This is a genomic window from Sorangium sp. So ce131 (assembly GCF_051519095.1).
Classification (GTDB): Bacteria; Myxococcota_A; Polyangia; order Polyangiales; family Polyangiaceae; genus Sorangium.
The window spans coordinates 1,721,346-1,742,198 of sequence record NZ_CP150455.1 but is presented as its reverse complement, the minus strand read 5'-3'; the positions used below and the strand labels follow the sequence as shown (position 1 = coordinate 1,742,198).

Annotated in this window: 15 protein-coding genes; 8 read left to right on the top strand and 7 right to left on the bottom strand. The window is 71.6% G+C overall.

What is annotated here, in order from left to right:
* Window positions 1-10: 10 nt before the first annotated feature.
* The gene (locus WMF43_RS06320) at window positions 11-1,216 is read right to left on the bottom strand and encodes a formimidoylglutamate deiminase (protein WP_437683956.1); all 1,206 of its coding nucleotides are present in this window, start codon (window positions 1,214-1,216) and stop codon (window positions 11-13) included.
* 201 nt (window positions 1,217-1,417) lie between these two features.
* On the opposite strand from WMF43_RS06320, the gene WMF43_RS06315 reads away from it, so the two are divergent.
* Complete coding sequence (locus tag WMF43_RS06315; RefSeq protein WP_437678232.1) at window positions 1,418-4,546, top strand: PEP/pyruvate-binding domain-containing protein; 3,129 nt, start codon at window positions 1,418-1,420, stop codon at window positions 4,544-4,546.
* A gap of 215 nt (window positions 4,547-4,761) precedes the next feature.
* Window positions 4,762-5,274, top strand: a complete 513-nt coding sequence (locus tag WMF43_RS06310) for a DUF1993 domain-containing protein (protein ID WP_437678230.1) — start codon at window positions 4,762-4,764, stop codon at window positions 5,272-5,274.
* A gap of 10 nt (window positions 5,275-5,284) precedes the next feature.
* Here the strand turns inward: WMF43_RS06310 and WMF43_RS06305 are convergent, their stop codons facing one another.
* From WMF43_RS06305 to xylA, 3 genes are all read right to left on the bottom strand, one after another.
* A complete protein-coding gene (locus tag WMF43_RS06305) occupies window positions 5,285-5,473 on the bottom strand; it encodes a hypothetical protein (RefSeq protein WP_437678228.1) in 189 nt (62 codons plus the stop codon).
* Between the two features lie 3 nt (window positions 5,474-5,476).
* A complete protein-coding gene (locus tag WMF43_RS06300; protein ID WP_437678227.1) occupies window positions 5,477-6,472 on the bottom strand; it encodes an aldo/keto reductase family protein in 996 nt (331 codons plus the stop codon).
* 152 nt (window positions 6,473-6,624) lie between these two features.
* Window positions 6,625-7,956, bottom strand: a complete 1,332-nt coding sequence (gene xylA, locus WMF43_RS06295; protein ID WP_437678225.1) for a xylose isomerase — start codon at window positions 7,954-7,956, stop codon at window positions 6,625-6,627.
* 499 nt (window positions 7,957-8,455) lie between these two features.
* Here xylA and WMF43_RS06290 point away from each other — a divergent pair, with 499 nt between their 5' ends.
* Entirely contained in the window at window positions 8,456-10,522 is a 2,067-nt protein-coding gene (locus tag WMF43_RS06290; protein WP_437678223.1) for a toxin-antitoxin system YwqK family antitoxin, read from the top strand.
* Window positions 10,523-10,618: 96 nt separating this feature from the next.
* Here the strand turns inward: WMF43_RS06290 and WMF43_RS06285 are convergent, their stop codons facing one another.
* A complete protein-coding gene (locus WMF43_RS06285) occupies window positions 10,619-11,494 on the bottom strand; it encodes a helix-turn-helix domain-containing protein (protein WP_437678221.1) in 876 nt (291 codons plus the stop codon).
* A 398-nt stretch (window positions 11,495-11,892) separates the two neighbouring features.
* On the opposite strand from WMF43_RS06285, the gene WMF43_RS06280 reads away from it, so the two are divergent.
* The gene (locus WMF43_RS06280; RefSeq protein WP_437678219.1) at window positions 11,893-12,771 is read left to right on the top strand and encodes an SGNH/GDSL hydrolase family protein; all 879 of its coding nucleotides are present in this window, start codon (window positions 11,893-11,895) and stop codon (window positions 12,769-12,771) included.
* Between the two features lie 56 nt (window positions 12,772-12,827).
* Here WMF43_RS06280 and WMF43_RS06275 read toward each other — a convergent pair whose 3' ends face one another.
* Both WMF43_RS06275 and WMF43_RS06270 read right to left on the bottom strand, forming a co-directional pair.
* Entirely contained in the window at window positions 12,828-14,843 is a 2,016-nt protein-coding gene (locus tag WMF43_RS06275) for a sulfatase-like hydrolase/transferase (RefSeq protein ID WP_437678218.1), read from the bottom strand.
* Between the two features lie 6 nt (window positions 14,844-14,849).
* On the bottom strand, window positions 14,850-16,910 hold the full coding sequence (locus WMF43_RS06270; protein ID WP_437678216.1) for a sulfatase-like hydrolase/transferase: 2,061 nt from the start codon (window positions 16,908-16,910) through the stop codon (window positions 14,850-14,852).
* Window positions 16,911-17,065: 155 nt separating this feature from the next.
* Here WMF43_RS06270 and WMF43_RS06265 point away from each other — a divergent pair, with 155 nt between their 5' ends.
* From WMF43_RS06265 to WMF43_RS06250, 4 genes are all read left to right on the top strand, one after another.
* Window positions 17,066-18,313, top strand: a complete 1,248-nt coding sequence (locus WMF43_RS06265; RefSeq protein ID WP_437678214.1) for a SprT-like domain-containing protein — start codon at window positions 17,066-17,068, stop codon at window positions 18,311-18,313.
* Between the two features lie 185 nt (window positions 18,314-18,498).
* On the top strand, window positions 18,499-18,963 hold the full coding sequence (locus WMF43_RS06260; RefSeq protein WP_437678213.1) for an SRPBCC family protein: 465 nt from the start codon (window positions 18,499-18,501) through the stop codon (window positions 18,961-18,963).
* 568 nt (window positions 18,964-19,531) lie between these two features.
* A complete protein-coding gene (locus tag WMF43_RS06255; protein WP_437678211.1) occupies window positions 19,532-19,876 on the top strand; it encodes a c-type cytochrome in 345 nt (114 codons plus the stop codon).
* 314 nt (window positions 19,877-20,190) lie between these two features.
* On the top strand, window positions 20,191-20,691 hold the full coding sequence (locus WMF43_RS06250; protein ID WP_437678209.1) for a hypothetical protein: 501 nt from the start codon (window positions 20,191-20,193) through the stop codon (window positions 20,689-20,691).
* Window positions 20,692-20,853: the final 162 nt, after the last annotated feature.

The window sequence follows — 20,853 nt, the reverse complement described above, 5'->3', positions numbered from 1 at the left end:
GACCGCGCCTTCAGTCTTCCACCATCGCCGGGCTCCCGCTGAACACCACCGCGTCGAGCAGCCGCTCCTCCCGCACCAGCGCCAGCGCCGGCGCGTCCCGGTGCAGCGTGATGGTCCCCCCCGCGTCCGCGAACCCGCACGCCTCCGCCCCGCGCAGCGACCCGATCTCCCAGAGCGCCTCGGCCGGCGTCGCGCCGCCTTGCTCCGCGCCGCCTTGCCCCCTGCCGCCTCGCCCCCCGCCACCGCCCGCGTCCCCTGCCCTCTCCCCGCCCTCCCCGCGCAGCGTCACGCGCCGCCCGGTCCGCAGCCGCTCGCCCAGCTCGACGCCGCGCAGGTCCTCGAACGGATCGGTGATCACGTGGCTGTCGATCCCCACGCACAGCCGCACGCCCGCCGCGCGCAGCGCCCCCACGTCGGGCAGCCCGTCGCCGAGGTCGCGCTCCGTGGTCGGGCACAGGCACACGAGCGCCCGCGCCGCGCCGAGCAGCGCGGGCTCGTGCGGCGCGAGGTGCGTCGCGTGCACCGCCACGAACCGCTCCCCCAGCACCCCGCGCTCCGCGAGCAGCTCCACCGGCCGCCGGCCCGTCTCGGCGACACACGCCTCGATCTCGGCCGGCTGCTCGGCCACGTGCATGTGCAGCATCACCCCGCGCTCCGCGGCGTACCGCGCGATCTCGCCGAGCCACGCCGGCGGCACCGCGCGCACGCTGTGCGGCGCCACGCCCACGCGCACGTCCTCGCACCCCGCGTAGCGCGCCCTCAGCGCGTCGACGTCCGCGAGCGCCGCGTCGAGCGACACGTCCGAGAACCGCCGCTGCGCCCCCTCGGGCGGCCGCCCCGCGCCCGCGCGCGCGTAGACGACCCGGAGCAGCGCGATCCGGAGGCCCTCCTCGCGCGCGGCCTCGATCACCGCGTCCGCGAGGATCGTCCGGTCCGCGTACGGCGCGCCGCCCGGCTGGTGGTGCACGTAGTGGAACTCGCCCACGGTGCGGACGCCCGCGGCGCGGAGCTCGCGATAGGCCACCTTCGAGATCGCGTGGATCGACTCCGGCGTGAGCGAGTCGGCCAGCGCGTACATCGCGCTGCGCCAGGACCAGAAGTCGTCCGTGCCCGAGGGCCCCGGCCGCTGCGCCTCCCCGCGCATCCCGCGCTGGAACGCGTGAGAGTGGGCGCTCGCCAGCGCCGGCAGCTCGATGGCTCGCGCGGTCAGCCGCATCACCCGGTGCGACTACCATGTTGGGAGGGCCGGCAAAAGGCGTGCGCCACGGGGCGCAGCGAGCGGGCACAGGCGGTCCACGCTCGCCTCGCTGTGCCCGGTTGCGCCATCCGCGTGACGTGAACGCCCCACCCCCCACCACGCGGCGCTGGAACGCCCTCACGGCAACGGTGGCACGGTCGTTGTACCATGTCGCTGCCGATGAGAACGCTCCACTTTGGCCGGCTGGCCTGCATCACACTCGCGTTATCGTGCACAGGGCTCCTCGCCGCCTGCGGGGATGACGCCCCAGGGGATCCGGGAGGCACCGGCGCCGGCGGCGGCGGCGCGACCGGCGGTGGCGGCGCGACCGGCGGCGGCGGCGCGACCGGCGGTGGCGGCGCGACCGGCGGCTCAGGCGGCGGCGGCCACGGTGGAGGTGATGAAGGCGGCGGTGGGGGCGACGGCTACCAGTGGCCCGTCGACACCTACCCCATCGAGATCACCCCGTCCGAGGACTGGAAGAACCAGATCGATTTCCCCTACGAGGCCTTCGCCGCCTGGGCCATGACATCGAACGATCCCACCTGGGTGAAGTTCACCGTCCTGATGCACGACCCCACCAAGGTCTATTACCAGAACAGCATCGAGTTCCCCTTCCACGGCGAGTTCGCCACCGCGCGGCTCGACCCGTTCTTCGGCATGACGCCGGACGAGTTCGACCAGGTGTCGCTCTACGAGGAGGGGCAGCAGGCCATCCTCGGCGCCGTGCTCATCTCCCCGAGACCGGAGACCGAGCCCGAGTACGGCATCCAGCTCGTCCGGCAGGACGCCTACGACCCCGAGATGGTGCGCGTCGTCCTCGAGCTCGTGAAGGACAGCGTCATCGCCCCAGGCGGGGCGCAGCCCTTCTATTTCCCGACCTACGAGCAGGCCGAGTCGGCCGCGGAGCACAGCGCGTTCTTCGAGGCGAGCGGGTTCCCGGTGAGCTCGGTCGAGCGGTGGCTCCAGGGCGACGCCTGCTACTCCACGGGCTGGGCCGTGGGCCGGCTCCGGTACGTCCCGCCGGACAGGATCGACGCCGCCTACGCGAGCGGCGATCTCCGGGCCGAGGACATCCTCCTCACCGACTCGGTCCCTGCGGAGGTGCCTTATGTGGCGGGCATCATCTCGCTGTCTCCGTCGACGCCGAACGCGCACACCGCGCTGCTCGCCACCTCGTTCGGCATCCCGTTCGTGTACATCGGCGACCCGGCCGCCGCGCAGCGCGCGAAGGATCTCGACGGCGAGCAGATCGCGCTGCGGGCCTCGCTGGAGTGGGGCGTCGTGTGCCGCGCCGCGCTGTTCGACGCCGCGGGGATCACCCCGGCGGACAGAGCGCAGCTGCTCGATCTGAAGCAGCCCGGCGATCTCGGGCTCCAGCCCAAGGAGCCGCTCGGCGCCTACGCCGGGTCCACCGAGGATCTCGGCCCCGCGGACATCGTCCACTTCGGGGGCAAGGCCGCCAATTATGGCCTCCTGCGGGACGCCATCCCGGAGAGCTCCGACCCCGCGATCGCGCTGTCGTTCGACCTCTGGGACGAGTTCCTCGACCAGGTCGTGCCCGGCGGCGGCACCCTGCGCGCCGAGATCGCGGCGCGCCTCGGGGGCTACACCTACCCGCCCGACATGCTGGCGCTCAAGGCCGATCTCGCGGCGATCCGCGACCGGATCACCGACGACACCACCTTCACCGAGGCGCAGCGGCAGGCGGTCGAGGCGGCGCTCACCGGCTTTGACGCGACGAGGAAGATCCGGTTCCGGAGCTCGACGAACGTGGAGGACAGCGCCGTGTTCACGGGCGCGGGCCTCTACGACAGCTACAGCGGCTGCCTGGCCGACGACCAGGACGAAGACGAGGCGGGGCCGAGCGTCTGCGACGCGGACGAGGACAAGGAGCGCGGCGTCTTCCGCGCGATCCGCAAGGTGTACGCGAGCTTCTACAACGACAACGCCTTCCTCGCCCGGCTCCTCTACGGCGTGGACGAGGCCGACGTCGGCATGGGGATCCTCGTCCACTACTCCTATCCTGACGAGGACGAGATGGCGAACGGCGTCGCGACGCTCTCGCACGGCGTCTCTTTCTCGGACGAGATCAAGCTCGTGAGCCAGGTCGGGGCGACCTCCGTCACGAACCCCGAGGGGGGCACGCTGCCGGAGGTCGTGACCGTGACCGACTTCGGCGACGACACCTATCTCACGCGCCTGGCCGGCTCGACGCTCCTCCCGCTCGGCGGCCACGTGCTGGAGTGGGAGGGCGAGTACCGGGAGCTCGCCTCCCTGCTCGGCCTGGTCGAGCAGCGGTTCCAGGAGGTGCACCCGAGCAAGACGTCCTTCCTTCTCGACTTCGAGTACAAGAAGATGAGACCCGGAGAGCTCGTGGTGAAGCAGGTGCGCGAGGTCTCGCTCCCGGACACGACCCCGCGCCTCACGCCGTTCCTGCTCGACGAGCCGCGGGAGCTCTGCACGTTCCAGGGCGAGTTCGGCGACGTGTTCGCGAACCACCGGCTCAAGGTGCGCGCGAGCCTCTCGCCGAACAGCGGGTTCCTCACGCCCGAGGTGCTCGCGGGCTCGCTCTTCGCCGACGCCACCTTCACCTACGTCGCCGGCGGCGCGGTGGAGACGCTCACGGGCAGCCCCGCGGCGTGGCCCGGCGCGGCGCACACGTACGCCGAGCAGGTGGCCACGGACTCGTTCGTGCACAGCGAAGGGCCTTCGGAGATCACTTACGCGCTCTCCGCCTCGCCCGTGCCCGAGCTGCTGCCGCCGTCGCTGGGCCCGCTGCTCGCGCTCCGCGACCTCGAGCTGCAGCTCACCGGCAGCTACGCGACGCCCGTGCCGTCGCTCGACTGGGACGGCACGCCGCTCGCCGTGTCGCTCGAGGCGGTGCGGCTCGGCGAGTGCCCGGCGGACGGCCCGCCGGTCGAGGGCGCGCTGCTCCAGGAGCGCACGGTCTCGTTGGCCGGCGTCACGGTGGCGACGTCCTACTACTGGCCGCCGTACCCCACCGGCCCCACGGCCGGGTACACGGCGCCCCTGCACAAGTGGGTGGAAACGCGGATCGAGGGGCTGACGAGCAGCCCGATCGTGCTCAGGAGCTACCACGCGCAGACGTACCGCCCGCAGCACCACAACTTCTCGGAGGACTTCATCTTCGATCCGCGGCTCGAGCCGGGGATCGACCCGGCGCTGCTCGCCGAGCTGGAAGCGAAGGACATCCGGCTGCTCTACGTCCGGGCGGCGCTCGACACCGCGTTCGAGCCGCAGATCTGGACGCTCGACGCCGCGGGGCAGTTCCACCTGCTGGAGTGAGCGCCGATCGCCCCGGCCGGCGGGCCCCTCCGCCGGCCGGGTTTATCTCCACGCCACCACGCCCTGCTCGATCGTGCGGAACAAGGGCGTCGAGCTCGGCAAACGGGACATCCTGGGCGACCGCGCGCCCCCTGATCTGTGAGCAGGCGGGGTTGACGCGCGGCCGCGGCGGGAGGAGAGCAGCGCCCGCTGTTCCCGTCGACGAGGAGGAGATCATGAGCCTTTACGACAGCTCGTTTCCGCAGATGGCGCGCATGCTCGTGCAGGTGCCCGTCTGGTTCGACAAGGCCGAGGCGTACGCCGAGCAGAAGAAGTTCAACCCGGAGGAGCTCCTCACGGCGCGCCTCGCGCCCGACCAGTGGCCCCTGCGGCGCCAGATCCAGGCCGTCATCTCCTGGCCTCTGCGGCTGAGCGCGGTCCTCGTCGGCGCGGAGCCGCCGAAGCTGGAGACCGGCGAGGAGACGATCAAGGACCTTCGCGCGCGCATCGAAAGGACACTCGAGCAGGTGAGGGCGCTCAGGCCGGAGCAGTTCCAGGGCGCGGAGGATCGCGCGATCTCCTTGCCGTTCCTGCCGGGAAAGGGGCTCAAGGGCTCGGACTTCGTGTTCGAGTTCGCGCTCCCCAACTTCTACTTCCACGCCACCACCGCGTACTCGATCCTGCGGCACAACGGGATCGACGTCGGCAAGGGCGACTTCATCGGAGCGCTCAACCTCCGCGATCTGTGAGCGCGCTCGTTCACTCCCAGCCCGAGCTGCTGGCGGCGCCCGAGATCGCGCTCACGCCGTAGACCTCGCCGTCGTACATCTTGAACATGTGCATGTCGGTGTTCCCCATGAACATGGTGAACCCGACTCCGATGCCCGTCTCAACGTCGGCGAGGAGGAGACGCGGGGTGAGCGCGGCGCCCTCCGGGCCCGCCGGCATGGTTCACGGCCGCTTCGCCGGGCTCACCGTCCTCTTCGGATCCCGCACCACCACCTCGCCGAGGACCTCATCGATCTTCTTCAGGATCGCGCCGTCCAGCTTCACCCCGGCCGCCTTCACGTTGTCGCGGACCTGCTCCGGCCTGGAGGCGCCGACGATCGCCGACGACACGTTGCGGTTCTGCAGCACCCAGGCGACCGCGAGCTGGGCCATGGAGAGCCCGGCGTCCTGCGCGATCGGCTTCAGCTTCTGCACCCGGGTGAGCACGTCGTCGGTCATGAGGCTCGCCATGAACCGCGAGCCCAGCTCATGGGTGGCGCGGCTGCCCTGCGGCGGCGGCTGGCCGGGGAGGTACTTCCCGCTGAGCACGCCCTGCGCGATCGGGGACCACACGATCTGCCCCACGCCGACCTTCTCGCTGGCGGGGATGACCTCCGCCTCGATCACCCGCCACAACATCGAGTATTGCGGCTGATTGCTGACGAAGGGCACCTTCAGCTCGCGCGCCAGCGCCGCGCCGCGCTCGATCTGCTCCGCCGTCCACTCCGAGACCCCGATGTAAAGGACCTTCCCTTGCCGGACCAGATCGGCGAAGGCGGTCATCGTCTCCTCCAGCGGGGTCTCGACGTCGTAGCGGTGCGCCTGGTAGAGGTCCACGTAATCGGTGCGCAGGCGGCGCAGGCTGCCGTGGATCGACTCGATGATGTGCTTGCGCGAGAGGCCGCGATCGTTCGGCCCAGGGCCGGTCGGCCAGTACACCTTGGTGCAGATCTCGAGCCCCTGGCGGCGCTGACCGGCGAGGGCCTCGCCCAGCACCTCCTCCGCCCGGGTGCTCGCGTAGACGTCCGCCGTGTCGAACGTGGTGATGCCCTCGTCGAGCGCCGCCTTCACGCAGGCGAACGCCGCGTCCTTCTCCACCTGGGAGCCGTGGGTGATCCAGTTGCCATAGGAGAGCTCGCTGACGAGCAGGCCGCTCTGGCCGAGGTGTCGATGGTTCATGGGGGCCACTCTAGCATGGCGCCCCTGCCTGCGTACGGCTCCGGCCCCGCGACGGCAGAGGCCCCCTCGGGCCTCCGGTGTCCTGCGTGAGGTCAAAAAACAGCCGGGCTCGCCACGGCGTCGCCCGGCTGTCGCTCCCTCGACCGCTCAGCTCAGCGGATGTACCGGTTGATGATGTTCTCGTACAGCTCTTGCTGACCGCTCGTGAGCTTGAGCTCGCCGCCGGCGTTGCCGATCTCGGCCAGCTGCTCCAGCGTCAGCTTGCCCTTCTCGAACTCTGCCCCCTTGCCGTTGTCGAAGGACGCGTAACGCGCCTTGCGCATCGACTCGAGCGGCGACTTGCGGATCAGCTCGTCGGCGATGATGAGCGAGCGGGCGAACACGTCCATGCCGCCGATGTGCCCGTGGAAGGTGTCGATCAGATCCGTCGAGTTGCGGCGGCGCTTGGCGTCGAAGTTGACGCCGCCGCCCTGGAACCCACCGCTGCGGAGCAGGATGAGCATCATCTCCACGGTCTCGTTGATGTTGTAGGGGAACTGATCGGTGTCCCACGCGTTCTGGTAGTCGCCGCGGTTGGCGTCGATGCTGCCGAGCATGCCGGCGTCGGCGGCCACCTGCATCTCGTGATCCATGGTGTGGCCGGCGAGCGTCGCGTGGTTCGTCTCCAGATTGAGCTTGAAGTCCTTGTCCAGACCGTGCTCGCGCAGGAACCCGATCACGGTCTCGGCGTCGAAGTCGTACTGGTGCTTGGAGGGCTCCATGGGCTTCGGCTCGATGAAGAAGACGCCCTTGAAGCCGCGCGAGCGCGCGTAGTCGCGCGCCAGGGTCAAGAAGCGGGCGAAGTGAGCCTTCTCGCGCTTCATGTCCGTGTTCAGCAGGCTCATGTACCCCTCGCGGCCGCCCCAGAACACGTAGTTCTCGCCGTCGAGCGCGATGGTGGCGTCGAGGGCGTCCTTGAGCTGAGCGCCGGCGTAGGCCACCACGGAGAAATCCGGGTTCGTGGAGGCGCCGTTCATGTAACGCGGGTTGGAGAACAGGTTCGCCGTGCCCCACAGCAGCTTGACGCCCGACTGGCCCTGCTTCTGCTTGGCGTACTCGACGATGCTCTGGAGGCGGCGCGACGTCTCGGCGCGGCTGTCGCCCTCTTCCACCAGATCGATGTCGTGAAAACAGTAGTGCGTCGCGCCCAGCTTGGTGATGAACTCGAAGTTCGCGTCCATCTTCATGCGAGCGCGGGTCAGCGCGTCCTTGCCCTCATCCCAGGGGAAGTGGATCGTCCCCGGACCGAACGGATCGTGCCCACGACCGCAGAACGTGTGCCAGTAACACACGGCGAACTTGAAGTGATCCTTCATGGCCTTGCCGGCGACGACGCGATTGGCATCGTACCACTTGAAGGCGAGGGGGTTGTCGGACTCGGGCCCCTCGTAGGGGATCTTGCCGACACCGGGGAAGTACTCTTTATCGCCGATCAGAACGGTCATACACGGATCTCCAGCTCGTGGTTTGCGGGTCCCTTATATCAGAGGGCGCCTTCGGCAACACGGTCCGCGAGGGGAGCCCCAGGGCGCTGGCATCGGGGCCAGGGGGAAGTCAGCTTCCCCACGTCCAGGTCGGGCCTTCCAAGCATGTTGCGTTTGTTGTCAGGTGGTGGCGGGGCGTCGACGTGGGCGACGTGGGCGACGTGTAGGCGGGAAGAAGCCCTGCGCGTCCGTCGCCTCGCGAGGCAAGAGCTCACCCGCAGCTTCGGACGCTACGCTCACTTACCAGGCCAGCACGTGCATGTCAATACTCCTTACAAACTCCCACATCTGAACAGGCCGCCCTCGTTCGTCGGGGGGCGCGGGCGGCGAGCGCGGCGAGGCATCGCCGACAACCCGGTGCAGTCGCTCGAGCCGAAGTAGGCGGCCCCGCGCCTCATGGATCTTTGCGACCAGCGTGAACAGCCGCCGTGTCGGCGCGGAACCCGATAGACTGCGGCGCGTGGACGCGACGACACGCCTCGGCGCGGAGCGACCTCCGTCGGTTCCGCCTTCGGCCAGGTACAACCCCGAGCACGGGACGTTCGAGCTCGTGGAGACCGACGAAGGCGGCCGTCCTTCCGGCGAGCGCTGCGTGTACCGCGCGAGCGACGGCTCGTTGCTCTCGCGCTGCCGCTACGCGGACGGGGTGAAGGACGGGCCGTTCACCGTGTTCCACCCGAGCGGCGAGCCCGCGCAGCGCGGGCGCTACCGCGGCGGCCAGCTCGACGGCGAGGTGGTGGTGTACGGCAGCGACGCCCCGACCGAGCTCAAGCTGCGATCGTGCTGTGTGCCGCCCGGCGCCTGGGAGCTGCGAACGCAGTACCGGCAGGGGCGCGCCGTGCGCCAGGTGTTTTACGACCGCGCCGGACACCCGATCTCCGCGGACGGCTCCCGCTGGCCCGACAGACCCGCCGGCGTCGCCGGAGAGGCGGACTACGAGCATGGGTCGCAGCGCTGGCTGGTGCGCGCGGAGGACGAAGCCTCGGCGTCGCTCATCCACCGCTACTTCACGCGCGAGGGCAAGCCCTCTCAGGAAGTCGAGACGCGCGCTGGAGCGCGTTATCGGGAGCTCCGGTACGACGCGCTGGGCCGCCCTTCCGAGGAGCGGCACCTCGATCCCGAGGGGCGCTTCCACGGCCCCTCCGTCCGCTGGTTTCCCGATCCGGACGCGAGCCCTTACCTCGATCCGCGCTTGCGCGAGGAGCGCGGCCAGTACTGGCACGGTCACCCGGTCGGCGTGTTCACGGGGCTCGACGCGGACGGGGCGACGGTCGTCCGGCGCGAGCTCGGCGCGGCCCTCGACGAGGCCAGCCTCGGCGCGTCGCCCGCGCTCGCCGAGGACCTCGCGGCGTGGGACGCCGAGCGCGCCTGGGCCCTCGCGCGCGAGCTCCTGCAGGGCGGCCGCGCGCGCGAGGCCTGCTGCGCCGCAGCCCGCGCGGCGGTCCGCGGGGGCGAGCGCGAGAGGCTCGCCGAGTTCCTGCGCGGCGCCGCGCTGCGCCTGAGACCCGAGGTCGCGGAGCGGCGCGGGCGAGCGCTGCTCGAGGCGTCCGGCGCGACCGCGCTCGGCGCCCTCGACGAGCTCTTGCTCGGCGCCGAGCCGAGCGCGGCCTACCGCACGCTCGCCGCCGTCTTGCCCGGGTCGCGCCGCGTCGCGCTCTCGCTCGTCGAGGCGGCGCTGCTGCTCGAGCCCGAGCGCCGCTCGACCTGCGTCACGCGCGCGCTCCTCCGGATCGAGGTCGGCGACACGCGCGGGGCGCTCGAGGACGCCGACCGCATCGAGCCCGAGTCCGCCGCCGCGGCCGAGCACCTCAGGACCTTCGTGCGGCTGCTGTTCCCGGAGTTTGATTTCTGGCCGGCGCGCCAGGCCATCGATCCGATGCCCGACGACGGATCGGTGACGGTCGAGCTCGACCAGCCGATCGAGCAGGTTCGGCAGAAGATCCAGGTCTACGCCACCCGCTTGCTGCGCCTGCGCGAGGCCGCGCAGCGCAGCCTGCCGGGCGCGGAGCCCTGTCCGTGGCTCCCGCCCGACCTGTCGCACGTGCTGCCGGACGGGCCGGTGGAGCTCGCGCGGACGGCGGCGACCTTGACCGAGGAGACCGAGAACGGCGTGGAGACCGTCGAGCTCACCGTGGACGAGACGCTCGACACAGGGGCGCTGCCGCTGTCTTTCCTGATGCGAAGGGCCCGCGCCGAGTGGGCCGCCCTCTGCTGGCTCTGCTGGTCGGCCGGCCTCGACCACGTCGCGTTGCCGGAGCGCATCGCGCACCGGCCCGGCTTCACGGCGGCGGTCAACATGTCGCTCGCCCGTTGCTTCCGCGCGCGCGACCAGCTGCAGACCGGCGGGCTCGTCAGCCGGGCGCGCGGCGTGCCCGGCTTCGTCTGGGAAGGGCACGCCATCGACGGGCTCGACCCCACGCTCGCGGCCATCGCGGCCGACGAATATTTCGAGGTGCGCTGCCTCTTCGCCTGGCTCCTGTTTCCGGAGAACCTCTCCCCCTTCCAGAGCGACATCCGCGCGGCGTGAGGGCGCGCTCCGGCCCCGGGAGCAGCGACGCAGCGCCCGCGGCCCTCATGCCCAGAGAGGCGCCGGCCGGGCGATAAAGAGAAGCGGGCCGGGCGATCACTTCTTTCGATACGCGCCGGGCGTCGTCCCCGTACGACGCTTGAACGCCGTCGTGAGGTGCCCCTGATTGGAGAAGCCGCACGCCAGCGCGATCTCCGCGATGGACAGCCGCTCGTCCCGGAGCATGGTCATGGCCCTCTCGATGCGGCGCGACAGCACGTACTGATAGGGAGTCTGGTGAAAGGTATGCTTGAACAAGCGCGAGAAATGGTCCGGCGAGTAGCCCACGAGCCCCGCCAGATCGACGAGCCCGAAGTTCGAGGACAACGCGCCGTCCACGAACCGCTCGATCTGCGTGCGCTGGCTGCTCGAGAGGCTCGCGTGGCGCAGCGTGATCTCCGCCCTGGCTTCCGCTCCGTACCGCGCCGAAAGGTAGGAGGCCAGCGCCAAGGAGAGCGACTGCACGTAGACGGCTCCAAAGTACTCCTGCCCCTCGGCCTGCGCCCGCAGGCGATGGACCAGGTCGACGACGTGGGCGTCGACCAGACCGAACTGTGGGCCCCGCTCCGGAACCAAGCCGATGGACGGAGACGAACAAAGAGCCAACATGGACTCTTCGGGGAAGCTCACCCCCGTGACCACGGACGGCCGCCCCCGCCATTCGACGCTGTGAAGCCTGGTCCTCCGCGGCAAGAGGTCCATCATGCCCGAGAGCCGCTCGAAGGAGTGCTCCCGAGTCTCTCCTGAGGTCGGGTCCGCGAAGCGAATGTCGACCTGCGAGGGGCCTCCTGCCCACACCAGGACCGCATCCTTGTCCGTGAAGAGCCCCTCGAGCCGGCCGCTTTCGGGCACGTACTGGATCCGGAGAGGCAGCCCCACCCAGTCCGATCCCGTGAGGGCCGATCCGTATTTTGTTGGAAGCTCCGCGGTCATGCTCTGAGTCGCCCCGGAACATCGTCGACTTCGAGGAACGGAGGGGTCAAGCGCTTCGTGCACGAGGCGTGCCCGAGCAGGCACTTCTGCTCGCTTGCGCCGAGCGGTTCAGATCCCGCGCGTCGAGATCCTGAAAACCTTCGCCGGGAATTTGAACGACGTCGGCGCGGGCGCCGCGTACCTTTCCCGCCACTTCCTCGCAGAGGCCGCGCGGGCGGTCTGGCATTGAGCCGATTTCCCGCAAGACTTCTGCCATAAATATAAATTTTCACCCTATCGGTCGCTTACGACCGGGAGCTCTGCTCATGTCGCCCTCGACCTCTTCGCTCCTCGTCCGCCGTGGCGCCTTCGCCTTCGCCCGTGGGATTCCCCTCGCGAGCCTTCTCTTGGTCGGCTCCGTGGCCTGCTCCAGCGATCCCAGCGGGTCGACCGGTGGCTCGGGTGGGTCCGGAACGACTTCTTCCGGGGGCGCTCCGACGGGAGGGGCCTCGACCACGAGCGGGGCGGGCGGGCCGACGGGAACCGGTGGCTCGGGTGGGCAGGCGCCCACGGGGGGAACCACGGGGAGCAGCGGGGAGGGCACCGGGGGAAGCCCCGCCGGGAGCACGTCTTCCGTCGGCTCGGGCGGAGGTGGAGGTTCTCCCGATGCAGGGTTCCAGCCTTGCCCCGAGACGGGCCCCTGCAAGATCCTGCCCCTCGGGGACTCGATCACCTTCGGTCTCGGATTCAACGGCGGCTACCGGGTCGAGCTCTTCCACCTGGCCCTGGAGGACGACCACGAGATCACGTTCACGGGCACGCAGCAGATGAACGGCCCCACGATGGTCGACGGCGTGCCGTTCCCCCGCAATCACGAGGGGATCAGCGGACAGACCATCCAGCAGATCGCCGATCGCGTGCCGACCCCGGCGCTCCGGGAGGTGCCGCACATCGTGCTGGTCCATGCGGGCACCAATGACATGTATCAAACCCCGAACGGCGCCCCCATGCGCCTCGGCGCTCTCCTGGACGAGCTGATCGCCGAGGCGCCCGACGCGCTCATCGTCGTGAGCAACATCATTCCTTTTCCGGGGGCCGCGGGCGCGGTCGATACGTTCAACGCCGCCATCCCCGCGCTGGTCGAGGAGCGAGCCGCGGCGGGCGCGCACATCGTCTTCGCCGATCAGTTCACGGGTTTCCCCACGTCCGAGCTCGGCGACGGAGTCCATCCCAATGAGGCTGGTTATGCCCGGATGGCCGGCGTCTGGTACGACGCGATCGACGATTACCTGAGGTGAGCCGACCTGGGTCAGCGCGATGACGTGGCGACGACCGAGCCGCCGTAAGCGCCGCCTCACTCCCCTCGCCAGTCGACCTCCGGCCTCCCGGGCGGCGTCACGTTCGGCATCTCGTGGAAGAGCGCACGCGCCAGATCCGGCAGCGGCGCGCACGCCTGCTCTCCCAGGTTGGTGAGCTCCAGCGGATCCGTCCGCACATCGAAGCAGTGGAACTCGCCGTCCCACTCGCGCGCCTCGATCTTCATCGGCCCCTGCATCATCCCCCAGTTGCGGAAGGCGCACCCCCACAGCCACGTGCAGTTCGTGAGCGGCACCGGCGCGACCGTGCGCTCCTCCCTCGTGAGCGGGTGGCCCATCATCCGGGCGCGGAACGGCGCGAGCGCGGGCTCGTCCCAGAGGCCCATCAGATCGAGGAACGTCGGCGCGAGGTCGAGGTGCCACACGAACTCTTCCCGCGCCCCGGCGATGCTCGCCCGCTCCTCCGGGGCGAGCGTCCCCTCCGGCGCGTCGATCCACGTGGGGACGAGGACCTCCTCGTCCCAGAGCGAGCTCGTGTGGCCTAGCTGCCAGTGCTCCCGGAACGACTCGCCATGATCCGAGGTGTACACGATGACCGTGCGCTCGCCGCTCGCCGAGCCCCGGATGAACTCGATGAGCCGGCCGACCGCCATGTCCGACAGGTACACGACGTTCCTGTAATAGTTCTTGAACTCGTCGTTCTTCTCGGGCGCCTTGTTCAGCTCGCTGGGCTGAAAGGGCGAATGCTCCGGATCGACGACGTACGGGTAGTGGATGTTCGAGTAGTGCACGACCGCGAAGAACGGCTCGACGAGCTCGCCCCACTCCTCGATCACACGGTCGGTGAGCAGCCGGTCATACGCGCCGTAGTCGAGGTCGGCGGCGGGATCGAGCTGGGTCGCGACCGCCCGGTGCGAGACCGGGATGTCCTGCACGTAGAGCCGGGCGTTGCCGAACATGAGGTTCTGGCTCGTCCAGTACGCCGTGTCCCACCCGGCCGCGTGGGCGTAGTCCCAGAGCAGCGGGGCGGAGCTCAGCACCTCGCGGCGCTCGGTCGGCGACACGCCGGACCAGATGTTCGAGATGGAGATCGCCGTGGTCGAGTCGTGGGCCCGCATCTGCAAGAGGGGCATCCGGCCCGGCGCGGCGGCGTTCGAGAACGGCGTCGCTTGCTCGCACGCCGGGTCGTGCTCGACGCACGTCACGTCCGCGCGCTGGCTCTCCTGCAGGAGGAGCACCACGTTGCGCGGCCGCGCCGGGCGCGCGGCGAGCCGCGGCACCGGCGCCGTCTGCCGGCGCTGCACCCGCAGGTCGGGCGAGTCGTCGGTGATCCCGAGGTGCTCTTTGACCACCGCGGCGACGCCGTGGAAATAGATCATGTCGGCCGACGACGACTGGATCACCCGGTAACTCACCGGGATCACCGCCGCCCCGGCGAGCGCCAGCGGGACGGCCGCCTGGGCGACGCGCCGCCAGCGCCGCCGCGGGCGCACGACGCGGCGCCCGAGGGCGAGCGCCGCGAGGGCGAGGCCGAACGCGAGCGCGAGGTGGGCGATCACGCGCGGGTGCCCGAGCGGGAGCGTGCCCACGATCGACCAGGGGATCGACTGGGAGTGGATCTGGGAGTCGATCGAGCAATAGACGTTGTAGAGGGCGTGGAAGCCCCCCTGGACGCCGCACGCGAGCGTGAAGAGGGCGGCGAACAGCCCGGCGGCCATGCCGCGCAGGGCGCCGCGGCGCCCCGAGGCGACGTAGAGCAGGACGCCCCAGAACCCCATCGACGCGACGACGGTCGCGGCGTACCCCGCCGCGTGCAACCGGTCGAACGTGAGCAGGTGGCGCCCGCGCCGCGCCACGTCGGCGACGAGGAACCAGAGCGCCGGCGAGGCGAGCAGCGCGAAGGCGAGCAGGCGCCGCCGCCGGCGGGCAGCCCGGCGCGCCGCGCGCGGGCGGCCAGCGCGCGCGGGCCGGCCGGGTTCACCAGGGGGGCGGGGCGCGGGCGCGCCGTCGCGCGGCGCCGGCGCGCCGCGGTCTCGGTCGATGGTCGACGTCATCCGGGATCAGTCGCGGCGAGGCCCCGCCGCGCCGGCGCGGAGGTGGACCGGGACGTCGACGCTGCCGGCGGGGCCGCCGTAGACGGCGTCCGCGAGCCGCGGCAGGTCGCCGCAGGCGGCGGGTCCGAGGTCGTGCTGCTCGCCGGGGTCGGCGAGCACGTCGTAGCAGTGCCAGGTCGTGTCCCAGGCGCGCGACTCGAGCTTCATGGTGCCGCGCATCATCCCCCAGTTCTTGAACGCGCAGCCCCAGATCCCGGTGCAGTTCGTGAGCGCCAGCGCCGCCGGCCCCGGCGACGGCCGCAGCAGGCTGTGCCCGACCATCGCCGCCCGGTGCCGCGCGAGCGCCGGCTCCTCCCACAGGCCCATCAGGTCGAGCAGCGTCGGCGCCACGTCGGTGTGGAAGACGGGCTCGTCGCGCGCCGCGCGGATCGCGCGCTCCTCCTCGGGCGTCAGCGTGCCCGGCGGCGCGTCGATCCAGCCCGGCACCCGGATCTCCTCCTCGAGGATCGAGCCCGTGTGCCCGAGCTGCCCGTGCTCCCGGAACGCCTCGCCGTGGTCCGAGGTGAACACGATCACCGTGCGCTCGCCCGCGGGCAGGCCCCGGACGAAGCGGATGAGCTCCGCGATCGCCGCGTCCTGCCGGTAGACCGCGTTCCTGTAGAAGTTGCGGTACGCCTCGTTGTCGTCGGGCGCCTTGCTCTCGAGGGCCGGCTGGAACGGCGCGTCCGCCGGGTCGACCAGGTACGGGACGTGGGTGTTCCCGAAGTGCGCCACGGCGACGAACGGCTCGCGCAGCGAGGGGAGCTCGGCGCGCACGTGCGCCGACAGCAGCCGGTCGTCGGCCCCGAGATCGATGTCCGCGAGCGGATCGAGCTCGGTCGCGCCGCACTGGTGCGAGACCGGCAGGTCCTGCACGTAGAGGCGCGAGTTGGCGAACATCATGTGGTGGCTCGTCCAGTACGCGCTGTCGAAGCCGGCGGCGTGCGCGTAATCGAAGATCAGCGGGGCCGAGTGGAGCTCCTCGCGGGTCGCGATCGGCTGGAGGCCGGACCAGAGCACGGCGAGCCCGATCGCCGTCGTCGAGGCGTTGGAGCGCATCTGCGCGAGCGGCAGCCGGCGGGGCGTCGCCGCGTCGATGCGCGGCGTGCCCGGGCACGCGCCGCGGGCCGCGCCGCCCTCGCCCGTCGCGGGCGCCGAGCAGGTCGCGTCGGCGCGCACGCTCTCGGTCAGGATGAAGAGCACGTTGCGCCGCGGGCCCGGCCTCGGCGTGACCGCCGGCAGCGCGGGCGGCGTGCGGAGCCCGGGGCGCACCTGCGCCGTGGTCTGGACGCCGGCGAGCTCCTTGAGGAGGCCGCCGATCGCGTGGAAGTAGATGACGTCCGGCGTCGAGGCCTGCACCGTGCGGTAGGAGCACGGCAGCAGGAAGGCGGCCGCCACGGCCGCGGGCGCCGCGAGGCGGGCGGCGCGCGCCCACGCCGTGCGGCGGTGCGGCACGATCCGCCGGGCGAGCCACACGAGCGCGATCGCGAGCGCGAGCGGCGGCAGGACCGCGCGGAGAAAATGCTCCCCGTCGGCCCGGAGCTGGCCGAAGAGGCTCGCCGAGAGCGAGGTCCCGAAGAGCGTGGCGTCGAGGTTGAGGTACGTCGCGTACTGGCGGTGGAAGTAGAGCTGGCCGCCGAGCGACAGCGTCGCGAGCACGACGAACAGGAGCGCCGAGAGCCACCGGCACGCCCCGCGCCGCGACGAGGCCGCGAAGAGCAAGAGCCCCCAGAGCGCGGCGCTCTCGACCATCGCGCCGAGGTAGCTCGCCACGTGCTTCCCGCTCAGCGCGAGCAGCCGGTCGCCGCGGATGTGCACGTCCGCGAGCACGACGAGCAGCAGCGGGACCGAGAGGAACAGGCGACCGTAGCGGCGCCGGGCGCGGGCGAACGCGCGCAGCCGGGAGTACGCCGCGGCGCGCGCGGCGGCCGGATCGCGGGCGAGATCGCGGGCGAGATCGCGGGACCGACGGCTCGGCGCGTTCGCGTCGACCGCCTGGGAAACGTTCAGCACCTTCGAGCGGAGCACGGCAGGCGCGCGAGTCTAGCGAGGACGTGGCGTATCGGGAACGTTTCTGGGGCACCTCGGTGACGTCCTGATGACGCGTCCGGCCGGCTGCGGGGGTGGGACCGGGAGAGAAACCCGTCGACAGCCGCCCGGGGCGTGCCATGAGAGGCGTCCGCATGCCGGAGCAGCTCTCCTTGAACGGGTTGCGCGGCGCAGAGCGGCCCCCGGGGACCGCAGCGCCGCCCGTCGATTCTCCCTCCGCCGCCGGCGCGCCGGCGCCCGAGCCGCCGCGCCAGGTGGCCGCGCGGCTCAGCGCCGAGCTCGAGGCGGCGCTCGTGCGCGAGCTCATGGCCGCGTACCAGAGCCTCAACTACACGCATTTCCGGCGCAAGCTGCGCTCGGCGTCCATCGAGCTGTCGGACGCGACGAGCCGGCTCGGGCGGTGGATCTCGGAGGCGCGCGCGATCGAGATCTCGCGGCCGCTCGTCCTGGAGCAGCCGTGGCCGGTCGTGATCGAGGTGCTGAAGCACGAGATGGCGCACCAGTACGTGCACGAGGTGCTGGGCGTGACGGACGAGGCGGCGCACGGCCCGGCGTTCCGGGACGTGTGCGCGCGGCTCGGCATCGACGCGACCGCGGCCGGGATGCCGGCCGCCGGCGGCGGGGCGCAGGCCGCGGGCGGCGGCGGGGCGTCGGCCGCCGGCGCCGCGGCGGACGCCGCGGACGCCCGGATCCTCGACCGGATCGCGCGGCTGCTCGCGCTCGCCGAGAGCCCGAACGCGAACGAGGCGCAGGCGGCGATGGGCGCCGCGCAGCGGCTGATGCTGAAGTACAACCTCGACGTCGCGAAGGCGCGCGCCGCGCGGCAGTACGGCTACCGGCACCTGGGCGAGCCGAGCGGGCGCGTGGGCGAGAGCGAGCGGATCGTCGGGGGCATCCTCGGCAAGCACTTCTTCGTCGAGGCGATCTGGGTGCCCGTCTACGTGCCGCTCGAGGGCAAGCGCGGCAGCGTGCTCGAGGTCTGCGGGACGCCGGCGAACCTGGAGATGGCGGCCTACGTGCACGCGTTCCTGCACCACACGGCCGAGCAGCTGTGGGCCGAGCACAAGCGGACCCACGGCGTGAAGGGCAACAAGGATCGCCGGACGTACCTGGCCGGCGTGATGCTCGGGTTCCTCGAGAAGCTGAACACGGAGCGCAAGGCGTCCGCCGAGCAGGGCCTCGTCTGGGTGAGGGACGCCGACCTGGACAGCTACTACCGCACGCGCCACCCGCACGTGCAGCACCTGCGCCACGCGGGCAACCAGCGGACCGCCGCGCACGCGCACGGGCGCGAGGCGGGCCGCAAGATCATCCTGCACCGCCCGATGCAGGGCGAGACGGGCGATCGGGGCAGGCTGCTCCCGCCGAGCAAGAAGGGCTGAGCTTCGCGCGCGGCGCGCGGCCAGGCCCGCGCGCGGCCACGCCGGCGCGCCGAGGTGCGTCCGGCGAGCACGGCGTTTCCTCGGCGTCTGCGCCGGTCCGCGGCGCGCGACGCTGGCGTTGACGGCCGAGGAGCGGTTCCGGCACGATGCGCCCGGTGCGCCGGCCAACCTAGGAGAGCCACGAGATGCCGCTCCGATTCACCATTGAAGAGCGATTCGATGCGCCGCCCGAGGAGGTCTTCCGGCTCGCGACGGACATCGACTCGTTCGGCGACTGGATGCCCAATTTCGTGCGGGTGGAGAAGCTCACGGACGGCGTCGTCGGCAAGGGCGCGATGTGGCGCGAGACGCGCAAGATGTTCGGCAAGGAGTCCACCGAGCAGTTCGAGGTCACGGCGGCGGATCCGGGCAAGGTCCTGGATCTCTTCGTCGACGGCCAGAAGGGCACGACCGGGCGGGGGGCGTACCGCTTCCGTTACGTCTTCGAGCCCCAGGGCGAGGGCACGCTCCTGAAGATGGATGGCGAGATCGCCGGGATGGGGTGGTTCATGGAGACGCTCGGGCGGCTGTTCATCGGGAGCTTCAAGAAGGCCGTGCACGGGGACCTGAAGGCGATGAAGAGCCACCTGGAGCGGCGGCGCGCGAGCTAGGCTGCGGATGCGGAGCGTCGCGCGATGCGCCGCGCGACGCGGCGGGCCGCGAGGCGGCGACGCGGGCGCCGTGGGGAGGGGCCGCGCTCGCCGGCGTGGCGCGGGCGGGCGCTGGCCATCCGGCAAGACCGGGGCGTGGGAGCTTGCGCTGGGAACACCGCCCGGCATGTCTCCCTTCGGGCCTCGACAACTGGGACGTTATGTTGCGCGCCACACAAGGCGCGCCTGGAGCGCCGAGACACCCGGGACCTTATGGCACCTTGGTCGGTGCTCGGCGCGCCCGCCCGCGCCACGCCGGCGAGCGCGGCCCCTCCCCACGGCGCCTTGCAGCTCGGCAGCGCGGGCACCTCCCCTTTGCGGCCATATGCCCTCGCCACGGCGTCCTTCCGGCGCCGTGCTCGCCTGTCTTTGTTGACCTCATGCGCGCCGCCAGGCACCATCCGCGCGCGGCGGCCGGCTGGCCTGCACGGCTGAGGCTCGAATCCGGCTCGCCACGCTTCCCCTAACAAGCTGTTGAGGTGCTTTGATGCGCGTTCGTACGGTCTTCTTGTTCTGCCTTGCGCCCCTCATGATTGGCGCTCTCCAAGGTTGCGGCGGCGGCGACGGCGACGGGGGCAACGGCAGCGACCCGCACGACCTCGGGGAGTGCCCGGCCGACTCCGCCGCGCAGCAGGCAGCGGGCGCCCAGGCCCTCGAAACCCACTGCCAGGTCTGTCACACCACGGCCCTCACCGGCACGGTCCGCGGCACCATCCCCGCCGAAATCAACGTCGACGACCCCGAGTCCATCCGGAGCGAAGGGGGAGAGATGTACGAGTCGATCGTCGAGGGCACGATGCCGCAAGGCGGCGGCAAGCTGCCCGACGCCACGATCGAGGACATCCGCGTCTACCTCGCCTGCGAAGCGCAGTAGCACCCGCTCCCCTCCCCGCCTCGCCGCTCACACCACCTCCGACCTCCGACCGCCGGCGCGCCCCCTCGCGACGTGGCGCGCTGGCCCTCCCCCGCTTTGCCCGATGCAGCCGCGGCGCCCCTCGCGACGTGGCGCGCCGGTCCTCCCCGGCTTTCCCCGACGCAACCGAGGCACCCGCTTGCGGCCCGCGCTGGAGCGACGATAGCGTGACCGTGGCGCGTCCCGAGGCATCCACCTCGGACGCAAAACGACTTCCTTCGACAACGAGGCACGACTCGATGCGTTTACAGCAGAGCTACAGCTTTGTTGTGGCAATGGCGATCACCCTCTCGACCTTCGGGTGCTCCAGCGGCCCGTCCGAGGGCGAGGGCGGCACCGGAGGCGCCGGCGGACAGTCGGGCACGACGGGCGGCGCCGCGGGGCATGGCGGCGCAGGAGAGGGCGGCGCAGGGGGCGCGGGCGGCGCAGGAGAGGGCGGCGGAGGCGCGGGGGGCGTGGACATGAAGCCCGACTTCGCGCTGTTCATCGTCCAGCCCGCCATCGAGATCCCCTATGGCGGGACGACGACGGTCGACCTCACGATCCGCCGATTCAACGGCTTCGAGGAGCCCATCGAGGTGATCGCCAATGCACCTCCGCCCGGGCTCGCCATCATGCCGCTCGCCATCCCGCCGGACGCCTCCGGCGGCGCCCTGGAGGTCGGGGCCTCGGGTGAGCTCACCGAGGGGTCGTTCTTCGACCTCACGCTCGTGGCCCGCTCCGGCAACCTCCTGCGCTTCGCGACGGTCGCCGCCACGGTCGTCGCCGCGCCCTGATCGCCGCGCGCCGCGCCGCGATGGCGACCACGGTCGTCGCCGCCCCTGCATCGCGGCGCGCCGCGCCGCGGATGGCGACCACGGTCGTCGCCGCCCCCTGCATCGCCGCATCGCCGCGCGTCGGCCGGCCCCGCGCCGCTCCCCTGAAAGCCTGTGCGACCG